The following is an 18,557-nucleotide window of genomic DNA, read 5'->3' as shown; positions in this document are numbered from 1 at the left end:
TACTTGCAGATTGCGACCATGCACTTTTAACTAAAACCAACTCGCTACTTAACCACTTAGCAATTCAAATCAATAACCTAAGGTTGATGCATTGGGTCGTCTTGGGTCTGATGAACCAAATAATAGCCCATCTTTAATAAGAATCGATTGGGTGCTCCCCATCGTATACGTTTCTTTTATTTTTTGTCCTTTTTGTTTAAGAAGCTCAAAGGTATCACGGTTAAATCCTGGTTCTACTTCCAATAAATCTGGGATCCATTGATGATGTATTCGGCGTTGATTGGTAGCTTCGGCGATATTCATTTCGTGATCAATCACATTAGAAATCATCTGCGTGACCACATTGATAATTCTGCTTCCACCTGGGCTACCGGTCACCAAAAATGGCTTATTATCTTTCAACACTATGATCGGAGACTGAGAACTGACGGGGCGTTTCCCAGCTTCGAGTTTATTTGCTTTGCTGGCTATAAAACCCTTAGCACCTTCAATTCCAGCACGTACTGAAAACGTGTGAATTTGGTTATTTAATAAAATTCCCGTACCTTCAATCACTTTACCGTTACCAAAAGAATAGCCAAGTGTATAGGTATTTGAAACCGCATTACCGTGTCTATCAACAATAGAAAAATGAGTAGTGGAAGGGCCTTCATCAATCAAGCGTTGGCCTTTGAGTTCCGCAGCATTAATTGACGAATCCAATGAGATAGTAGCGGCCAAGCCCTGTGCTCTTTGTTTATCTGTTAACCAATTGACAGGAACCTCATTGAAATCGGGATCAGCGATATAAGTCCCTCTATCAGCAAAAGACAATTTCATGGCCTCCGCCATGACATGCAGGGTAGAACTGCTTCTACCCCATTGCCGAATAGGGAAATTTTCCAAAATGTTAAGCATTTGAATGATCGTAGCGCCGCCTGAACTTGGTGGGGGCATTCCTACAATAATATAACCATGATAACCACTATTTAACGGTTGTTTGATTTTGACTTGGTAGTTAGCCAGATCTTGAATATCGATATGACCACCGTGCTTTTCCATATCTGCAACTATTTTTTCAGCAATTTCACCTTGATAAAATGCAGCAGCTCCGCCGCTTGCAATTTGTTTGAGAGACCATGCTAAATCCAGTTGTTTAAGCACATCTCCTTTTCGATAACCACTTCCATCACTTTTATAAAACGACCTAGCCGTACTATTACTTTCCGTTAACCAATCTTTTTTGGTTTCTAAAATTTGTGCTAAATCATAGTTAACAATAAAACCTTGCTCTGCTAAATCGATCGCAGGTTGTAACAACTGTTTCCAGGTTAGCTTACCGCTACCAAAGATTTGCCAAGATTTATACATTCCGGCGACCGTTCCCGGCACACCCGCGGCATGCCACGAAGTTGCCGAGACTCGATCTTTTTTACCATCTGCAGTTAAAAAATGCTGAGCAGTAACACCCGAAGGAGCGGTTTCTCGGTAATCTATGGCGTAGTTTTTTGCCACATCTGCTGAGTGATACAGCATAAATCCACCGCCGCCTAAATTACCAGCTCTTGGTAAGGTAACAGAAAGCGCAAAAGCCACGGCTACCGAAGCATCAATAGCACTCCCACCTTGTTTTAATATATTGAGTCCCACTTCAGTGGCAATTTGATTCTGTGTAGACACCATGCCTAATTGCCCAATCACTGGGTGGAATACATCTTGATATCTAGCAATGCTAGTCTGAGAAAGGTTGTAGGGCTGCTCAATTGGCTTTGCAATTGAATGAACGGTAAAGCTCAGAAACACACTAGCTATTATGGTTTTTATCTGCATTTTATTTCCTCGAAAAGGCCTAAGTTTGCACTTAGGCCTGACTAATGAGTTCAAATAAACAAATTAAAAACTATAATTTGCACTGGTATAGAAATATCGTCCTCGACTTGAATGTAGTGAACCATCATAGCCAAAAGTGGTATCCGCCAAAGGAGGTTCTTTGTCAGCGATATTATTGATACCAAATGTAAAGCGTAGCCCTTCGTACCCCATAAAGTCATTTCGCGTAACAGACAAATTTACCCGAGTCTGAGACGGCATATTATAAAAAATAGTCCCTGTATCGACGACCTTGCTGACACTGGTATTGAGCACATCACCGACATATTTAGCAAATACACCCGCTCCCCATAAGCCATCAGTTGATTTCCATTTTAATGAGGCTGTAGCTTGCCATTCTGGGATACTGCTTGTGCCAACAATGTCACCTACATCAGAACCCAACACGTCTTCTGGAGCGCCAGCATTCACTATCGTTAACGCATCACCACCAGCAACTTGATCAAATTTCAGTGTTCTGGCGCCATTTAGCATAGCTTCAAACTTACCCGACGAAGTATTTAATACATAATTGGCACTAATGTCGTAACCCGTAATCGTCCGCGTATTTAAGTTTTCATATCGACGATTTATTTGGATTATCTCACCTAGCGGATTATCTTCATCTGCTTGACCTCGAATGACATCTGGATTCGATGAACCATTTGCTCTTGCGATTAAATCTAGACGAGATATATTTTCGTCACTTAACACACCCACTGTGTCGTTTGTTTCTACTTCCCACCAATCATAGGTTAAGGTCAAACCATCAATCGGTTGCAAGGTAAATCCGACACTAATATTTTCACTTTTTTCCGGTTTTAATTCTGTATTACCAGCAGTGCTCAAGTTGTAGTTACCGTTTCCAGGTCCACCATCTGACAAAGTAGTGGTATTAACAACCACATTGCCATTTTCATCTAGTGAATTCTCTGCAAAGTCATCGACACTTGTGGTGAGGGTTGCACCTGGTGAGTTAAGTTGAATTAAGTTTGGCGCTCTGAATCCCTTTGAAGCAGCAGCTCGAACTTGGAATGATTCGACTGGAAACCACGATAACGCGAGTTTTGGTCGAGTGATACTTCCGATGTCACTAAAATTCTCGTAACGCACAGCTAACTGCATATCTAAACTGTAAACAGCAGGAATATCAGCGAGTAGAGGCAATGCAAGTTCACCAAAAGCAGAGAACACTTTTCGTTCGCCTGAAACATCTAATCTAACACTACTTCCTTGCAAACTACTTAGATTAACAGGGTCGGCGTTTCCTTCAACAAACGGAATTGTGCCATCAAAATTATCACTATTATTTTCAACTAATTCTTCTTTTCTCCATTCAAAACCCACAGCAATACCTGCATCACCACCGGGTAACTCAAATATAAACGGATGGGAGGCTTTGAAATCCACTAACGTCAACTTGGTTTTTGCACTTCGCTGAGCAGTCGTAAGAAATGGGTCAATACTAGATTGGGGATTCGGGCTTAAATCAATGACACTGGAAGGATCATTCGGATTCACTCCGGTGAAAGGGTTATAAGCATCCGGAGTATCTAAACTCAATTGCGCTAATAGCAATGGAGAGCTGATACGATTACTCATATTATCATCAGTTTTAGCTTCGCTGTACAACAACCCGCTGTCCCAATCCCAATTGTTATAAGTACCACGAAGACCATTTAAGAATCGAAAACTAGTACTTTTCACTTCGACTTGACGGGGACCGACATCAGTAGGACGAATAATAAGATTATAGGCCAAGCCTTCTTCTGGAACGATAGACGTATCCAGCCCAGCGATACGATTAGGGTTTACACGTCCATCATCGAAGGTAACCGGACCAAAGGGATTCCAGTAGCTATCTGCTGGCACGTCAAAAGTACCGTTACTTAATATTGCAGACTGCTCCCACTGGCGTTGTGTTTTCGAGCTGTAATAAGTTGACTCATTATAATATTCGATATCGTCGTTTAATTGATGTGTAAAATTGATATACAGATTCAAGCGATCAATGTCTGGAACAAGCGTTCGGTCTTCATTGCGATTTGGACGTAAAGCGCGATCATGGCTGCTAGCATCCTCAAGACAGACGTCGCCTAAAATACCAGCGCCACTGGCTAACGCACCGCCACCGCAGGTGCTAGCGTCTTGTTGATTTCCTGAGTCAGACAAATAAGTGACGGGGCGAATAATGTAATCGTCTATACTGCTATCAAGTCCAATAAAGTGTAAATCTGCCCACGGCTCCAAACTAGAACGGTTGTCAAAATCGGTATCGCCAGCAAACTCTTCAGGTGCTCTTGAGCGCAAATCTTGATTGCTAGAGAAATCATTTTCAGATGCCATTACCCCTTTATTTTTAGCGTAGTTCGCACTAATCAATAAAAAGCTTTTTCCGTCATTGAACTCAAACCCTTTGTTACCTGAAATCGTGAAATCGTTTCGGTTTGTGCCTTGTTCAGCTCCGAATCGCACATTAAGGTTAGCGCCTTCAAAATTCGTTTTAGTTACATAATTAACTACACCAGCCACAGCATCTGCACCATAAAGTGCACCCGCGCCATCACGCAGGACCTCCACGCGAGCAAGTCCTGAAACGGGGAGCGTATTTGAGTTTACAGAGGTAACTGGGACTCCGAAATTGGTTTGCGTAATAGGATGATTTACCATTCGACGGCCATTTAACAGAACGAGTGTATTCCCCTCCCCGATGCTTCTAAGGTTGACCGAACCAATATCGCCACGAGCGGCATTTGTGCCTGTATTACCGCCACGAGTGCCGGTAAAACCGACAGCACCAATCTGTGGAATTGAACGCAGTAATTCATCTCCGATTAGGGCTCCAGTTGTGGCAATATCTTCAGCATTAAGCTCAGTGATAGGCAGTACACTTGTCATTGTGCTGCCTTTAATATTGGACCCAACGACAGATATACGTTCTACTTCTTCAGATTTATCCTCTTGAGCATATGCACAAGAGCTGGCAATTAAGTAACCGCTAAAAGCGATAACCATTGACTCCGATATTTTTTTTAGTTTAAACATTTGTGTTTCCCACTTGTCGGTTTTTAATCAAGACATAGTTAATACTTGTCTTTGTTCGTTGTCCTTCTAACCTAGAGTGCTGTGCGTTCAATGACCAATAAGATTGCTTTTACCATCCATAACTGTTGGCTATAGGTAGTCAAAATGCAGGCTTTTTTGGATAGCTTGGAATGGATAATTTGCAGAATATTTATATGAATTATCAGATAGATAAATAATCAAAAAGTAACAAATGAAGGTTTATTAAAATGAATTCCTACGAATAAATGTTAACCAAAAGTTATGACTTTGCCTATTTTATGCATTTTATTAGTACCTAAAGTTGGTAGATAGTTAGTTCAAACAAGGAGAACACTATGCACCATTCTAAGCCTGAAGTTGTAACCCAAACAAACAATGAAACCGACATTCCCGAAGCAAAGATTGAAGTTAAAGAAAAACCTAGATGGGTTGAACCTGTTGTACTGATAGAACAGGAAGAAGACAGTGCCTATTTCATTTTAGGTTACAATTAACACCCCTTTAAATCGTAATTTTTGGCCCATAACCTGAGTCAGAAAAACAATGTCACTCAGTCAATTGGATTAGTTAATCATAGATCCTGATGGCCATTTCACACGAGCTATAATCCTGTCTTGCCTTTATAAAAAATCAGTAAATAAATTACCGATTTTGCCTCATCTTTATCTCTATTCCTAATTTCACAAAATCACGTAAAGCTTCCATAGTTTACTATCGAAGCTTTACGGTTTTCTGATTGATTACTGAGGTTTAGCTAGAAACTTACCAGCAAGTTTATGCCTAAATTCACCATTTTGAATAACCAAAGAACCGTTAACCCATACTGAATCTATTCCACTTGAAAGTTGATTCCAAATTGAAAAATCAGCATTGGCCTTATACTCTTTCGGGTCCCAAATAATGATATCTGCTGCATAATTTTGTTTTATCAAGCCTCTGTCGGTTAACCCTAAAATATTGGCCGTTTGGCTTGAACTTCGCATGATAAATTGTTCCAAAGATAATAATCCCTTCTCCATAACATAGGTTTCAAACTTCTTTGGAAAACTTGCATACTTTCTTGGATGTCCATTGGTTCCATCTGAAGAAGTCACTACCCAAGGTTGTTGCATGAAACGTTTTAAATCCTGTTCCGACATATTAAACGAAGCGACTCTGATTCCGCCTCTTTGCACCAACTGCATCGCAGCTTTTGCGGGACTCATGCCTAACTCTTGTGCGAGTTGTTCCAGCGTTTTACCGACAATAGATTGGTCTTCAAATGCGGTAACTAACAACGATTCAGGTCCACCACGTCGACGGATATTTTCGGTTATTTCTGCAATTAATCTTGATTCCAACTCTGGGTCGTTTAAACGGTCATAGAATGCTTGTTGAGAGTCAGCCATTACCCATTTTGGCATAATGGCATTATGTAATTTAGTACCTGATGCAAGCCAAGGATACTGATCAGCACTGATGCTTGAGCCGTTATTTTGAGCTTGGTTAATAATATTAATAGCTTGTTCACTCAGTCCCCAAGCGTCAACACCTAGCGCTTTGATATGAGCTAAATGCAGATGAATACCTGCAGCGTCGGTTATTTCTATCGCCTCTTTTAAAGCAGCAATAAATCCAATATCAAAGGTGGCTTCATCTCTTAAGTGCGTGTCATAAATGCCATTAAATTGATTAGCGACTTTGGCTAATTCGATAACTTCTTGAGTCGATGCATAACTACCTGGTACATAATATAGGCCCGTTGATAGCCCCAGAGCCCCTTCTTCCATAGCGCCTTTTAAAAGCGATTTCATTTGTTCGATTTCTGCTTGGGTTGCGTGGCGGTCCTGTTTCCCCATAACAGCTTGGCGAATAGTGTTATGCCCAGCAAACATAGCTACATTGGTTCCAATTCCATTTTGTTCTAACTTCGTCGCCATCTCAGATATGTTATAAGTGCCTCCACCATCATTACCATTAACCACTGTAGTGACACCTTGGGTAAGATAATTTAGATTAGCGTTCTGCTCTTTACTAAGCAGTTCTTGAGTAGTGTGGGTATGCGGATCAATAAAACCAGCGCTGACTATTTTACCAGATGCATCGATGATACTTGTGGCTTCAATATCAGGTTTGTCATTAGAAGGGAATATGGCACATATTTTCGTTTCGCAAATAGCAACATCAACTAATTGTAAGCCAGACCCATCCCCTAAAAATACTTTCCCATTTTTTATTAAGTAGTCCGCTTTGAGTTGTTCTGTTTCTGACGATTGACAGCCTGAAACAGCCACTAAAATTACCGCAAAACTTACGATATACCGATATAATTTATTCACCATTTAACTCCTTATTATCTTGTAACATCGTTTCCATCAGCGTGTTCGCAGCATCCGAAGCCAATTTTTTAATGAACGTTCTGTCGGTGTTGTCGCCCATTTCATAGGTAATAGCGTGTGCCTGATAAAAATCCGCAAAATACTGTTTGAATACGCCTTTCCCAGGGTTGTTACCCGTTTTTTGGATTACCGAAAAGTCTGCATATTTTGCATCTAGTGAGTTCAACCAATTATTCACCAAATAAGGTTGTTTCACCCCGTAATCACTTGGCATAGTGTAAAACACATCATATCTCGTGGAATGAAAGTCAACTGCCATGTTCAAGGTCGCCCCAGATTTTACAATCTGTTGCAAGTACTCATGAATAGCGCTTACTTCAGGTTGTGCAAAGGTTTTCCAATCTCTATTTAAATCCACTCCATTTGCATTATGCCGCCAATTTCCGATTTCAACGCCATCAGGGTTAATATTTGGCACAATCAATATATTGAATTGAGAACGGAATTGTTTCGCCAATTTGGTATCTGCTAGGACAGTTTCTACAAAAGGGAAAAGGGCTAACGCACCGGTAATCTCCGGAGGATGCATTCGTCCAAGTAAAACCAACCATTTATTGTTATCGCTTTTAATAGACTCTATTTTGTAAATCGGCCTGCCCTGAACTGATTGCCCTAACACCTGATAATGTATGTCTTTACTACTCTTTAATTGAGTTGCCCAATCGACATAAACTTGGTTATCGATAATTTCTTGAGCGGCAATATAAGTGGGCTTAGGACCAGCGCTAATAGTTAGTGACCGGACGTCCTCATCGTCTTGATATTCCAGCAATGACCAAACCTTTAAATCTGTACTCACTTTGGGCAGGTAGCGGTGTTTTTTGCCATCCACTTTCATATTGATTTTTATTTCAGTTGGCTGCGTCGCAACAACTTTAAAGGCATACCAGGGGCTAGAATTGATAGGTTTATTTTCTGGTTTTAGCACGATATTAAATACCGTATCACTAACTTGTTCACATACATCTAGGCGAGCGGAAGGGAAATCATTCAAAAGTCTCACCTCACCTATATTACATGCGTTAACTTCACCATGATTGTTCAACGCTTCTTTTTCAAAGGCAAGAACGTGGCTGCTGAGCAAGTTAGAAAACAATAATAAAGAGAAAACCAGTACTAGTTTATTCATTCGATCACCTTGGTTTGCAATAGCTTTAGACATCATTAATCGATTAGGCATAGCTTGGATGGATAAACAAATCATTACAATTGACGGATTGTAGCCACCTCATAACCTTTGTCTATGCATGCTGTCAATAATTGCAACTTACCTAAACCAGCTTAAATGTTAAGTTAAATTTCACATCTTGTTTTTACTGAATTTGTGAAGGGCGGTAATTCCCATCAAGTATCTTTGGGGCTGCTGCACCCCGCACATCTTGAAGGTTTATGGTTAGATATGAATATTAACGTTAGCGTAATAGAAACCTTACTGGTCGCCTTAGTCATATTATTCTTAGGTTATTTTTGTAATAGTAAAATCCGCTTTTTGAGAAATAACAATATCCCCGAACCCGTTGTTGGAGGCATCATTTTTTCAGTTTTGTCGGGAATGGCTTATTTTGTATTTGATTTCCAAATTCAGTTCGACATGAGCTTTAAAAGTCCGCTGATGACAGTATTTTTCACTACTGTCGGCCTGGGTGCTAGTTTTAGCTTGTTATTAAAAGGCGGCCCAAAGGTAATCTTATTCTTAGCGATCGCATCAATATATTTAATTGTGCAAAATGCAGTAGGGGTTTCTTTGGCTTATGCAACCGGACTACAGCCATTAATGGGTTTAATTGGTGGTTCTGTTACGCTTTCTGGTGGTCACGGAAATGGCGCCACCTATGCTGATCTATTTATCCAGCAATTCAATATGCATAGCAGTGTATTTGAGTTAGCCATGGCAACTGCAACCATAGGGTTATTTTTAGGCGGTCTGGTAGGTGGACCGGTTTGTAAAAAGCTAATTAAAAAATATAATTTAAAGGCGGATGAATTTCATGAAAGCCTGGACGACACCGTCACTTTTAACCCTGAAGATCATGATTTAGTTACACCGAAAAAAATGATGGAAACACTTTTTTTCATTTTGCTGTGCATGTCTTTAGGTCATGTGATGCATCTAACACTTGCTGATATCGGTATCATTCTACCCGCCTTTTTGTTGCCGCTACTGTTTGGCGTAGCGGTTACCAATATTTGCGAATTGAGCAAGCTCTATAATATGAGCAAAGCATGCATTGACCTTTGGGGCACTATGGCCCTTTCCATCTTCTTAGCCATGGCATTAATGTCGCTTAAAATTTGGGAGCTAACAGCCTTAGCTGGACCAATGCTGTTTATAATTTTAATCCAAGTCGTTGTATTGATGTTATTTGCTTATTTTGTCACTTTCAGAGTCATGGGCAAAAACTATGATGCGGCAATTATGGCGGGTGGGCATTGCGGATTTGGTTTAGGCGCCACCCCTACTGCTGTTGCTAATATGGAAGCGTTGGTTTCTAGGCACGGCCCTTCTCCGCAGGCATTTTTAGTGGTGCCTTTAGTCGGCGCTTTTTTCATCGATATTACGAATGCGTTAGTTATTCAGTTCTACATTGCATTCATCACATAATAAAAATGTGGGCCTGTTGGCTCTTTATTTTGTGGGTAAAGCCAGTCAGAATGTGGAACAGCAAAGCTAAACTTAACTCAATAAGGTTATACATACATTGCGATTAAGACACATAGAAGTATTTCATGCTATTTATACAACTGGATCAGTTACGAATGCAGCTAAAATATTGCATGTGTCGCAACCCTCTGTCAGCAAAGTATTGACGCATGCCGAGATGCAATTAGGCTTCAAACTATTCGAGCGCATTAAGGGACGACTATATCCTACCAACGAAGCGGAATTGTTATTTGACGAGGTAGAAAAAATCTATCAGCAAATGCGAACCGTCAATAACACAGCGAAAAATATCCAACGCTCAGGACATGGCAGTATTCGAATGGGGGTTACACCTGCATTGGGTTTTGATGCGATACCTGAGGCGATCGTTAACTTTTTACACGACTTTCCGAATGTAAACTTTGACGTTAAAACTGTTCACAATGATGAGGTGATGCAAGCGCTTGTCGAACATAAATGCGATTTTGCACTTTTGTATTCACCTAAAAAAATGGCCAGTGTGGCGGCAACGAAATGTGCAGACTCTGAACTGGTGATTATGTACCCCAAAGAATGGTTTTCTGAGCTACCTAAAGAGCTAACTTTAGCGGCGTTGGCTGGCAGAGAATTTATTGATATTTCAGACAGTGGCCCTTTAGCAGATTTGCTTTGGAGTAGAATCATGGAAGAAAAAATTCAATTTTCTTCTCATATGAAAGTGCAAACATATTTTATTGCTGCTCGCATGGTAACCAAAGGATTAGGGTTTTGTGTCGTCGATAAGCCAACCGCACTGGCAAATACAGCGGATAATATCGCGATTGCCTCGTTTGCTCCTAAGCTTAAGTTTGACGTGACTTTATTGCACTTAGAAAATCGAAAAATTGCTAAAGTTGCAGAAGAATTTATCCCATATTTAAAAGACACTATTGCCATAGATTAAGCTAAAAAGTTCCCGAAATATTGATATTTCGCGCACATTTTTATGACCAGGTAAGCTGAGGTATAACTTTAGGCTATTCCAATCAAAAGGATTGCTAATATAACTAGCAAAGGGCTTAGATTATATTTCTTTAGAGTGCTTTTGTTGGCGAGTGTCAGCTAACAGCAAGAGATGTAATTTTAAATTAGACCTTTAAAAGGGAGTCTGAAGATGTTCAAAAAGCAGAATATTGTTCAGCTTGCGATAAAAAACAACATACTGAATGATGAAGTAACGGCGATAGGCGTATCAGATTTCGACGGCCTAAAACAAACCGTTGCTGATTTAAACTCTGCGTTTCCAGATCCGTTTTTTCATACGTTTGCAGTGAAAGCCAATGCGCTTGTTGAAATTCTAAGAGAGCTGAAATCACTTGGAATGGGTGCAGAAGTAGCCAGTCCTGGTGAACTTCTGATAGCACAAAAAGCAGGATTTGAAAGCAATGAAACTATTTTTGATTCACCAGCAAAAACCCTATCTGACTTATCCCAGTGTATCGAACATCACATTTCGATAAACATAGATAACTTGCAAGAACTTGAACGAGTAGATCATTTAAAAGCTAAGTTTCCCGATTCTAAATCAATCATTGGTTTTAGAATTAACCCGCAAAGTGGATCGGGCAGTATTTCTTCGACAAGCACAGCGACAGCAACATCAAAATTTGGTTATGCCCTTGCAGATGGCAACAACCGCGAGCAATTGATGGATATTTATAAACAAAGACCGTGGTTAACAAGCCTCCATACCCATTCTGGCTCGCAAGGATGTGAACTAGAGCTTATGGCCCTTGGGATTAAAGAGCTAGTGTTGCTAGCAGAGGATATTAATCAATACGTCGGCTTTCAACAAATTAAACAACTGGATATAGGAGGGGGATTACCGGTCAACTTTGCAAGTGATGACGTGAATCCAAGCTTCCAACAATATGCAGATGTTTTGAAACAAACCGTTCCATTACTTTTCAGCGGCAAATATAGAGTGAAAACAGAGTTTGGTCGTGCAATTACTGCCAAAAATGGCTTTATATTAACGCGTGTAGAGTATACAAAATCCATGGGAGGTCGGCATATTGCAATTACACATGCTGGCGCACAAATTTTAACCCGCACCGCTTTTTCCCCCAACTCTTGGCCCCTCAGAGTTTCTTGTTTCGATTCAAAGGGACAAATTCGCACTGAAGAGAACACCGAAACGGTTCAAACGGATGTGGCAGGCCCATGTTGTTTTGCTGGTGACTTGGTTTGTGAAGACAAGCTATTACCTAAATTAGAAGCCAATGATTATGTTTTAATCCACGATACAGGCGGCTACTATTTTAGTAATCATTTTGATTACAACAGTCTTCCGAGAGTTTCTGTTTATGCAGTGCGAGAAACAGAGCATGCACTAGATATTTCATGCATCCGTAAACAGGATACACTTGAGCAAGTACTCGCTCGTATGTAATGTTACTCTGCCCTTGACGGCATATTCTAATATTTCGTCAAGGGCAGATTTGGTCTGTTCAAACCTCGTTCAAGGTGTAACACGCTAACTCCCCCGCCCTTACATCTTTTGCGCGTACTGAAGCGTTTTATCTAATGCTGATTTTAAGATAAATAGCATTTCATCGATTTCGTATTTAGTGATAATCAACGGAGGGCAAAATGCTAACGATGTCCCAGCTACCGCTCGGGTTATCATGCCTAACTCCTGACCAGCTCGCATGGCAAATGCTACCACATCAGCCGTTTGCGCAGGTGTGCTGCTAGCAACAAGCTCAACCGCAGCGATCAAACCTTTTCCTCTTACTTCACCTACGATGGAGTGGCCATTAAGGGTTTGTAATTGATTCTGCATGTATTGACCTATTTCATTGGCATGCGCAAACACGTTATCGCGCTGATAGATCTCTAGGGTTTTTAATGCAACAGCGCAGCCAACTGGATGACCAGAATAGGTGTATCCATGTCCGAATACACCGACTTTTTCACTCGACTCTATTATCGGAGCATACATTTCACCACTGATAACAGACGCGCTTATAGGGATATAGCCTGAAGATAGTTGCTTCGCAAAGGTTAGAATATCTGGAGATTGAATACCCATAGCATTACAGCCAAAATCTTTACCTAAGCGACCAAAACCAGTAATAACTTCATCGGCCCAAAATAGAATATTGTATTTAGCCAGAATCTCTTGGACTTTTTCATAGTAGCCTCGGGGCGGCACTATCACGCCACTTGCACCTGTGACAGGCTCAGCGATGAAAGCTGCAATAGTGTCAGGACCTTCATCAATTATTAATTGTTCAAGGTTAGCAGTTATGCGATCAACAAATTCAACTTCTGTTTCACCTTCGCGAGAGCCATGATAATAATGGGGAGCATCGGTGCGTAAAATACCCAATGCAGAAAAAGGTAAGTCAAAGTTGGTGTGATTGACTGGCAAGCCTGTTAAAGATGCAGAAGCAACCGTTACTCCATGATAAGAACGCTCGCGGGCAATTATTTTGTACTTTTGCGGCTTTCCAATTGCGTTGAAATAATAACGCAGTAATTTTATATTGGTGTCATTCGCATCACTTCCCGAATTCCCAAAAAATACTTTAGCGTCTTTTGTCGGCACCATATCACTGATTTTTTCAGCTAAATCAATTCCTACCTGATGAGTCTTGCCACCAAACATATGCGAGTAAGACAATTTACTCAATTGTTGGCTTGCCGCATCAATCAGTTCTTGATTGTTATAACCTAGCGAAGTGCACCACAAGCCTGACATGGCTTCTAAATATTTTTTGCCCTTATTGTCAAAAACATACACACCATCACCTTTCTCAATAACGAGATTAGGCTGGCTTTTTAGATTACTGGCTGGATAAATAATACTTGTCATAATGTACTCAAGTTTAGCTCATAGCATTGAATGATGTGGTTAGCACATGTTGTCATGAATTTAATTTAGAACACTATTAAAACGTATATAGTTAGAACATTAAATATCAAACATTCAACGTTTAGTTTGATATATTTCAAACATAAAAACGCCTATGTGCAGAAACAAGTTAAACTAATTTATACCGAACAAGATTTAAACACTAGCTTATCACTCAACAAAAAATTGGAGATAATTCCAACCGTTGTGCCACTAACAAAAGCCATAAATTCGTAGACCTGACCATCTGGAAAAATGGCTAAACAGAATACAAAAACCGTTAAATTGGGTATCAATGTGACTACAGCTGCCGCCAGAGCAAGTGCATATTGTTTAATAAACGATGGGTGTCTGCGCGCTTTAAACGTAATGAGTCGATTACCTAAAAACGTTACTGCAACTGCGATGAAAAATGCAATAATCCGCGCATTGAATGGCGATAAGCTCAAACCATAACAGCAAATTAAAAAGACGATAGCATCAACCAAAAATGCTCCTCCCCCCACTAAAATGAAGCGTATTTTAGTTAAGCTAATTACGGACATAAAAACAACGCCTTGAGTGCGTTTTGGGATTGTAAAGTACAGCTAGACTTAAGTGCTTGGGCATTTTTAACGTTATTTGGAACAATAATGTATGCTGGTTTATTTAGCGCTTTTAGGTCGAGTATTGAAGTTAACGTTTTAATTTTGCCTTGGGTATAAAAGCGGCTAGAAAAGCTTGGCTTGTTAACCGCGTAAATAGGGTAAGTTTGCTTAACAGATTCAACAAGACCTTTGTCACTTTTACGCTCTATTAAATCAGGGATCTCCGCGAATAGAAATACCACTAGTAACACCGGAGTGATTAAACTGATTAAGATCATAGGGCGTGTGATTTGCGTATGAATTCTAGCAATTAACAGAGCTAAAGCGGGAATACCTGGCAGCACGTAAATGGCTAAAATATTGCCTGAGAATGTAAATAAAATCATCGGGCTGATAAGCCACAGCACAAAATAACTTGTCCAATTGTCGGCTTTTGATGCCTCCTTCAAGGCAATTCGATTTTTTTTCAGCGTTAATATTACGGACAAATAAATTGACCACGGAAACGCTATCAAAACCCAGTAAAGCCAAATAATTCCTCTTGGTTCACTATGTGCAGTGCCGTACAGGTCCCCTTCCCATCCACTTTGCACGAAACGCAACCAGTGCTCACCCACAATGAAATAGTTGAAAAAGCCTGGCGTTGCTCGTTCCGCCAACACATACCAAGGTAGCGAAACAGCAAGCATTAAAATCAATCCGGATAGAACAGGAATGCGCCTTACTAGCTCACATAAACCCTTTTTAACGCCATAATTTAATCCTAACCAAGGCACAATTACTAAGCCAATTAGCACAATGGTAATTGGCCCTTTTGCCAATAGTCCAATTCCTAATCCAATAAAACCAATGTAGGCATAAACTTTAGTGGTATGCGCCCAAGTCAATGCAAATCCGCCTAATGCCAAGGTTATCCCCAACAACAGAAAAGCATCCGTCATAACCATGCCACTGGAGGCGTAAAACCCCAACATAGAGCAGGTTAGTAGCACCACGACCTTTGCATTTAGTTGCAATCCCTTTGCTAAAATCGACAACACAAATAAAGTGAAAGCACCTGCCAGCAAATGCGGCAGTCTAAGAGAAAACTCAGAAACTCCCAATATACTGGCTGAAATAGCACTTGCCCACGTGTGAAGCGGCGGTTTTCCCCAAAACGGAACGCCATAATCAAATTGTGGTGTAATCCAATTTTGGGTTTCCAGCATGATGCGAGCAATTTCGCCATACCTTGCCTCTGTTGTATCCAATAACGGATAGGCACCTAACGAAATAAGTCGAACTAGAATGAGAACAAATATAAATGCCCAAATTGGTTTAATAATTCGCTGCACTAGTTATTTACTCTAGCGCTGCGAAGTGATTTCACGTTGGCACTTTCGGTTACACTGCAAGTCACTTTTTGATCTTGAATGATATATTTAGGTCGATTTTTAACCTCAGTGTAAATACGACCAATATACGTTCCCATAATGCCCACTGTTAGCAATTGAAAGCCACCTAAAGCTAGCATCGTTACCATTAAAGAGGGGAAACCCGCAACAGACTCACCAAACAGCAATGTTTTAGCGACGATAATACCGCCATAAATAAACGCCGATGAGGCCACCAGCACACCTAACCAAGTAGCTACTTGCAACGGTTTAGTGCTGAAGGAAGTGATACCTTCAAGGGCTAAATTAAGCAGTTTGAAAAAAGGCCATTTTGATTCTCCACAATAACGAGCATCACGTTCGAAGTGTAGTGTGACAGTAGAGAATCCGGGCCATGATAAAATGCCTTTCATATAAAGGTTTTTTTCAGGCATCGCATTAATCACGTCAACGACCTGTCTGCTGATTAAGCGAAAATCGCCGACATTTTCTGGAATTGGTATATCTGATAACCGATTAAGTAATTTGTAAAAACATTTTGCCGAGAATTTTTTGAACCAGCTTTCACCTTCTCGTTTTGTGCGGCACATATTGACTACATCTGCCCCCTTTAGCCACATTGACAACATGTTTTCAATCAATTCTGGTGGGTCTTGTAGATCAGCATCAATAAGGATCACTGCATCCCCAGAGGTCGCTTTTAACCCTGCCGATAGAGCGGCTTCTTTGCCAAAATTTCGACTAAATTTGATGATTTTTCGTTCTGTGGTGAACAGCCCGTAATTATCAATAATCTGACAAGTATCATCGACACTCCCATCGTCAACAAACACTAGCTCAATTTCACAGGTTAAAGCTTCAACAGCGGATTCTAATCGTTTTAAAAAGTCATCTATTACACAACTTTCATTGTAAACAGGGATCAGAATTGAGAGACGCTTTGTGTTGAGTAATCTATGTTTCATAACTACTTCAGAATATTGCTTTTTGATGTGGTTATTCTGCACCGTCAATCTTAAGGTTAACTGAATTTTTATTGAAAAATAAACAAAGTCGCAGCCACCTAAAGCTAAACCAAAAGTCAGAATAATTTAAGATTGTCTTAACCGATTCTTAAGTCATAACACTTACCATAGTTTTCTTTCAAATACTGTATTAATGCACTACATGGATTTTAAGTTCAAAATTGTGAATACGATATTTTCGTCAATGTCGAAAGCATCAATTCAGTCTGTCATACTTTTCTTAACCTTTTGGAATGTACTTGCCTACAACATACCGTTTGTTGTTAGTGTGTATAACATCGTAGGTCATCAATCGCTGTCCGCTGTATTGTTATTGAGTTTCACTATCTTTAGCTTATGTATCTTAAACATGCTGTTTTTAACACTTATAAGCATTAAGCCTTTGTTTAAAGTTCTAGTGGTTATGCAGTTTTTAATATCAACAATACTGTTATATTCCAATGCAACGGGAAAACAATACAACCCGTTTGCTTTTGATTTTTATGAGTGGCTCGAAGGGTTAGGGCGTTTTTTTACTTTTCATTTTTTGTTGATGCTGGTGTTTTTAGTTTGCTTACCAAGCTTTACACTGCTTAAAATTCAGATTAAATGGGGGAGCTTAAAAAATAATATTATACGATGGGTGGGGTACTCTAGTATTAGTATATTAATACTGTGGTGTTGCTTCTACCTATTTGAAACTAGGTGGTCACCGGTTTATCATGAATCAAGAAGCTCATTGCGCAATATTGTACCTTTCCATTTTTTAGACAGCTCACTAAAATTTATAAAGCAGCAGTATCTTAACCCAATTTATGACTTCACAATTATCGATTCTTCGCCCACCATCCCATCGTCGAAGAGAAACACAACCGTTGTTTTAGTCGTAGCTGAATCGGTACGTGCCGATATGTTTTTGAGCCACACAATAAATCCACTAATCCAATCCATAAATACACAAGGCATAACAATTGAAGCCTGCAATACGTATCACACGTCCTCGCTCCAGTGTATTTTTTCGTTTCTGTCAACAGAATCTTACTCAGATTCAAAAGGAAAACATCAGCAAAATTTACTCGACATTATGTCCCTTGCCGGAGTTAACATTTATTGGTTAGCTAATGAAAACCAATGTGGGGACCTGTGTATAAAAGCTAGTATTGAGCGAGTCCCATTCGACTGCCAGAAAAAGGACTGTAGCGACGAAGAATTGGTAAATATGCGATATCATCGGGTATTATCTGAATTATCTCCATCAGAACCAAATTTAATTATTCTACACTTAAAGAATATCTCGTCACCGTTATATTCTAAATCTTATCCTAAGTCTGTAGGGAGCAATCATCCCACCTGTGATACTGCGTTGGTATCTCAATGCACTGACACTCAACTTATTAACAGCTATAAAAATTCTCTAAATTACGTAACACAATTATTGATTGACATTAATAGTTACCTAGAAGAGTTTCAGAATAAATATCCAACTGTGGAAACCGCGTTAGTCTTTACATCTAATCATGGAGAGTCATTAGGTGAAGGTGGTTTGTACTTTCATGGTGCACCTAAAAATATCGCGCCTAAAGAACAATTAATGGTACCGCTTTTGCTTAGTGACAGCCGACTTAATAGTGATTGTATCTCAAAAAGTGCAAATGGGTTCACCCATGATCAAATTGTCCATACGCTGCTACACAAATTCAACATTGCAACCAAAGCATACAAAGCCAATGCTGATATTTATACAACCTGTGAGCAACATTAA

13 protein-coding genes are annotated in these 18,557 nt (G+C 40.0%); 5 read left to right on the top strand and 8 right to left on the bottom strand.

Features of this window, described 5'->3' with window-relative positions:
* Window positions 1–69 precede the first annotated feature (69 nt).
* A complete protein-coding gene (gene ggt / locus GLIP_RS20755; RefSeq protein ID WP_008846696.1) occupies window positions 70–1,809 on the bottom strand; it encodes a gamma-glutamyltransferase in 1,740 nt (579 codons plus the stop codon).
* A 63-nt stretch (window positions 1,810–1,872) separates the two neighbouring features.
* Complete coding sequence (locus GLIP_RS20750; protein ID WP_008846695.1) at window positions 1,873–4,893, bottom strand: TonB-dependent receptor domain-containing protein; 3,021 nt, start codon at window positions 4,891–4,893, stop codon at window positions 1,873–1,875.
* Between the two features lie 356 nt (window positions 4,894–5,249).
* On the opposite strand from GLIP_RS20750, the gene GLIP_RS22015 reads away from it, so the two are divergent.
* Window positions 5,250–5,408 carry a hypothetical protein gene (locus GLIP_RS22015; protein ID WP_008846694.1) on the top strand — a complete coding sequence of 53 codons (159 nt, stop codon included), beginning with the start codon at window positions 5,250–5,252 and terminating at the stop codon, window positions 5,406–5,408.
* Between the two features lie 246 nt (window positions 5,409–5,654).
* Here GLIP_RS22015 and GLIP_RS20745 read toward each other — a convergent pair whose 3' ends face one another.
* A complete protein-coding gene (locus GLIP_RS20745) occupies window positions 5,655–7,235 on the bottom strand; it encodes an N-acyl-D-amino-acid deacylase family protein (protein ID WP_008846693.1) in 1,581 nt (526 codons plus the stop codon).
* Window positions 7,225–8,421, bottom strand: a complete 1,197-nt coding sequence (locus GLIP_RS20740) for a M14 family metallopeptidase (RefSeq protein WP_153886390.1) — start codon at window positions 8,419–8,421, stop codon at window positions 7,225–7,227. The genes GLIP_RS20745 and GLIP_RS20740 overlap by 11 nt, the downstream gene beginning before the upstream one ends.
* Before the next feature lie 270 nt (window positions 8,422–8,691).
* On the opposite strand from GLIP_RS20740, the gene gltS reads away from it, so the two are divergent.
* The 3 genes from gltS (at window position 8,692) to GLIP_RS20725 (ending at window position 12,364) form a co-directional block, all read left to right on the top strand.
* A complete protein-coding gene (gltS, locus tag GLIP_RS20735) occupies window positions 8,692–9,894 on the top strand; it encodes a sodium/glutamate symporter (RefSeq protein ID WP_008846691.1) in 1,203 nt (400 codons plus the stop codon).
* Between the two features lie 97 nt (window positions 9,895–9,991).
* The gene (locus tag GLIP_RS20730) at window positions 9,992–10,876 is read left to right on the top strand and encodes a LysR family transcriptional regulator (RefSeq protein WP_008846690.1); all 885 of its coding nucleotides are present in this window, start codon (window positions 9,992–9,994) and stop codon (window positions 10,874–10,876) included.
* A 210-nt stretch (window positions 10,877–11,086) separates the two neighbouring features.
* Window positions 11,087–12,364 (top strand): type III PLP-dependent enzyme domain-containing protein, encoded by a 1,278-nt coding sequence (locus GLIP_RS20725; protein WP_008846689.1) that lies wholly within the window; start codon window positions 11,087–11,089, stop codon window positions 12,362–12,364.
* Window positions 12,365–12,463: 99 nt separating this feature from the next.
* On the opposite strand, the gene GLIP_RS20720 is transcribed toward GLIP_RS20725, so the two are convergent.
* The 4 genes from GLIP_RS20720 to GLIP_RS20705 all read right to left on the bottom strand — a co-directional run bounded on the left by GLIP_RS20720 (window position 12,464) and on the right by GLIP_RS20705 (window position 16,756).
* Window positions 12,464–13,792: an aminotransferase gene (locus tag GLIP_RS20720; protein WP_008846688.1), complete on the bottom strand. Its 1,329-nt coding sequence runs from the start codon at window positions 13,790–13,792 to the stop codon at window positions 12,464–12,466.
* A 179-nt stretch (window positions 13,793–13,971) separates the two neighbouring features.
* On the bottom strand, window positions 13,972–14,376 hold the full coding sequence (locus tag GLIP_RS20715; RefSeq protein ID WP_008846687.1) for a GtrA family protein: 405 nt from the start codon (window positions 14,374–14,376) through the stop codon (window positions 13,972–13,974).
* Window positions 14,367–15,752, bottom strand: a complete 1,386-nt coding sequence (locus tag GLIP_RS20710) for an ArnT family glycosyltransferase (protein WP_040523711.1) — start codon at window positions 15,750–15,752, stop codon at window positions 14,367–14,369. Before GLIP_RS20710 ends, GLIP_RS20715 begins: the two co-directional genes overlap by 10 nt.
* Window positions 15,752–16,756 carry a glycosyltransferase family 2 protein gene (locus tag GLIP_RS20705; RefSeq protein ID WP_008846685.1) on the bottom strand — a complete coding sequence of 335 codons (1,005 nt, stop codon included), beginning with the start codon at window positions 16,754–16,756 and terminating at the stop codon, window positions 15,752–15,754. The genes GLIP_RS20710 and GLIP_RS20705 overlap by 1 nt, the downstream gene beginning before the upstream one ends.
* A gap of 193 nt (window positions 16,757–16,949) precedes the next feature.
* Between GLIP_RS20705 and GLIP_RS20700 the strand changes: the two genes are divergently transcribed.
* Window positions 16,950–18,557: a phosphoethanolamine transferase gene (locus tag GLIP_RS20700; RefSeq protein ID WP_083880153.1), complete on the top strand. Its 1,608-nt coding sequence runs from the start codon at window positions 16,950–16,952 to the stop codon at window positions 18,555–18,557.

Source organism: Aliiglaciecola lipolytica E3 (genome assembly GCF_000314975.1).
Lineage (GTDB): Bacteria > Pseudomonadota > Gammaproteobacteria > Enterobacterales > Alteromonadaceae > Aliiglaciecola > Aliiglaciecola lipolytica.
The sequence above is the reverse complement of the archived record's forward strand: the minus strand, read 5'-3'. Positions and strand labels throughout refer to the sequence as shown.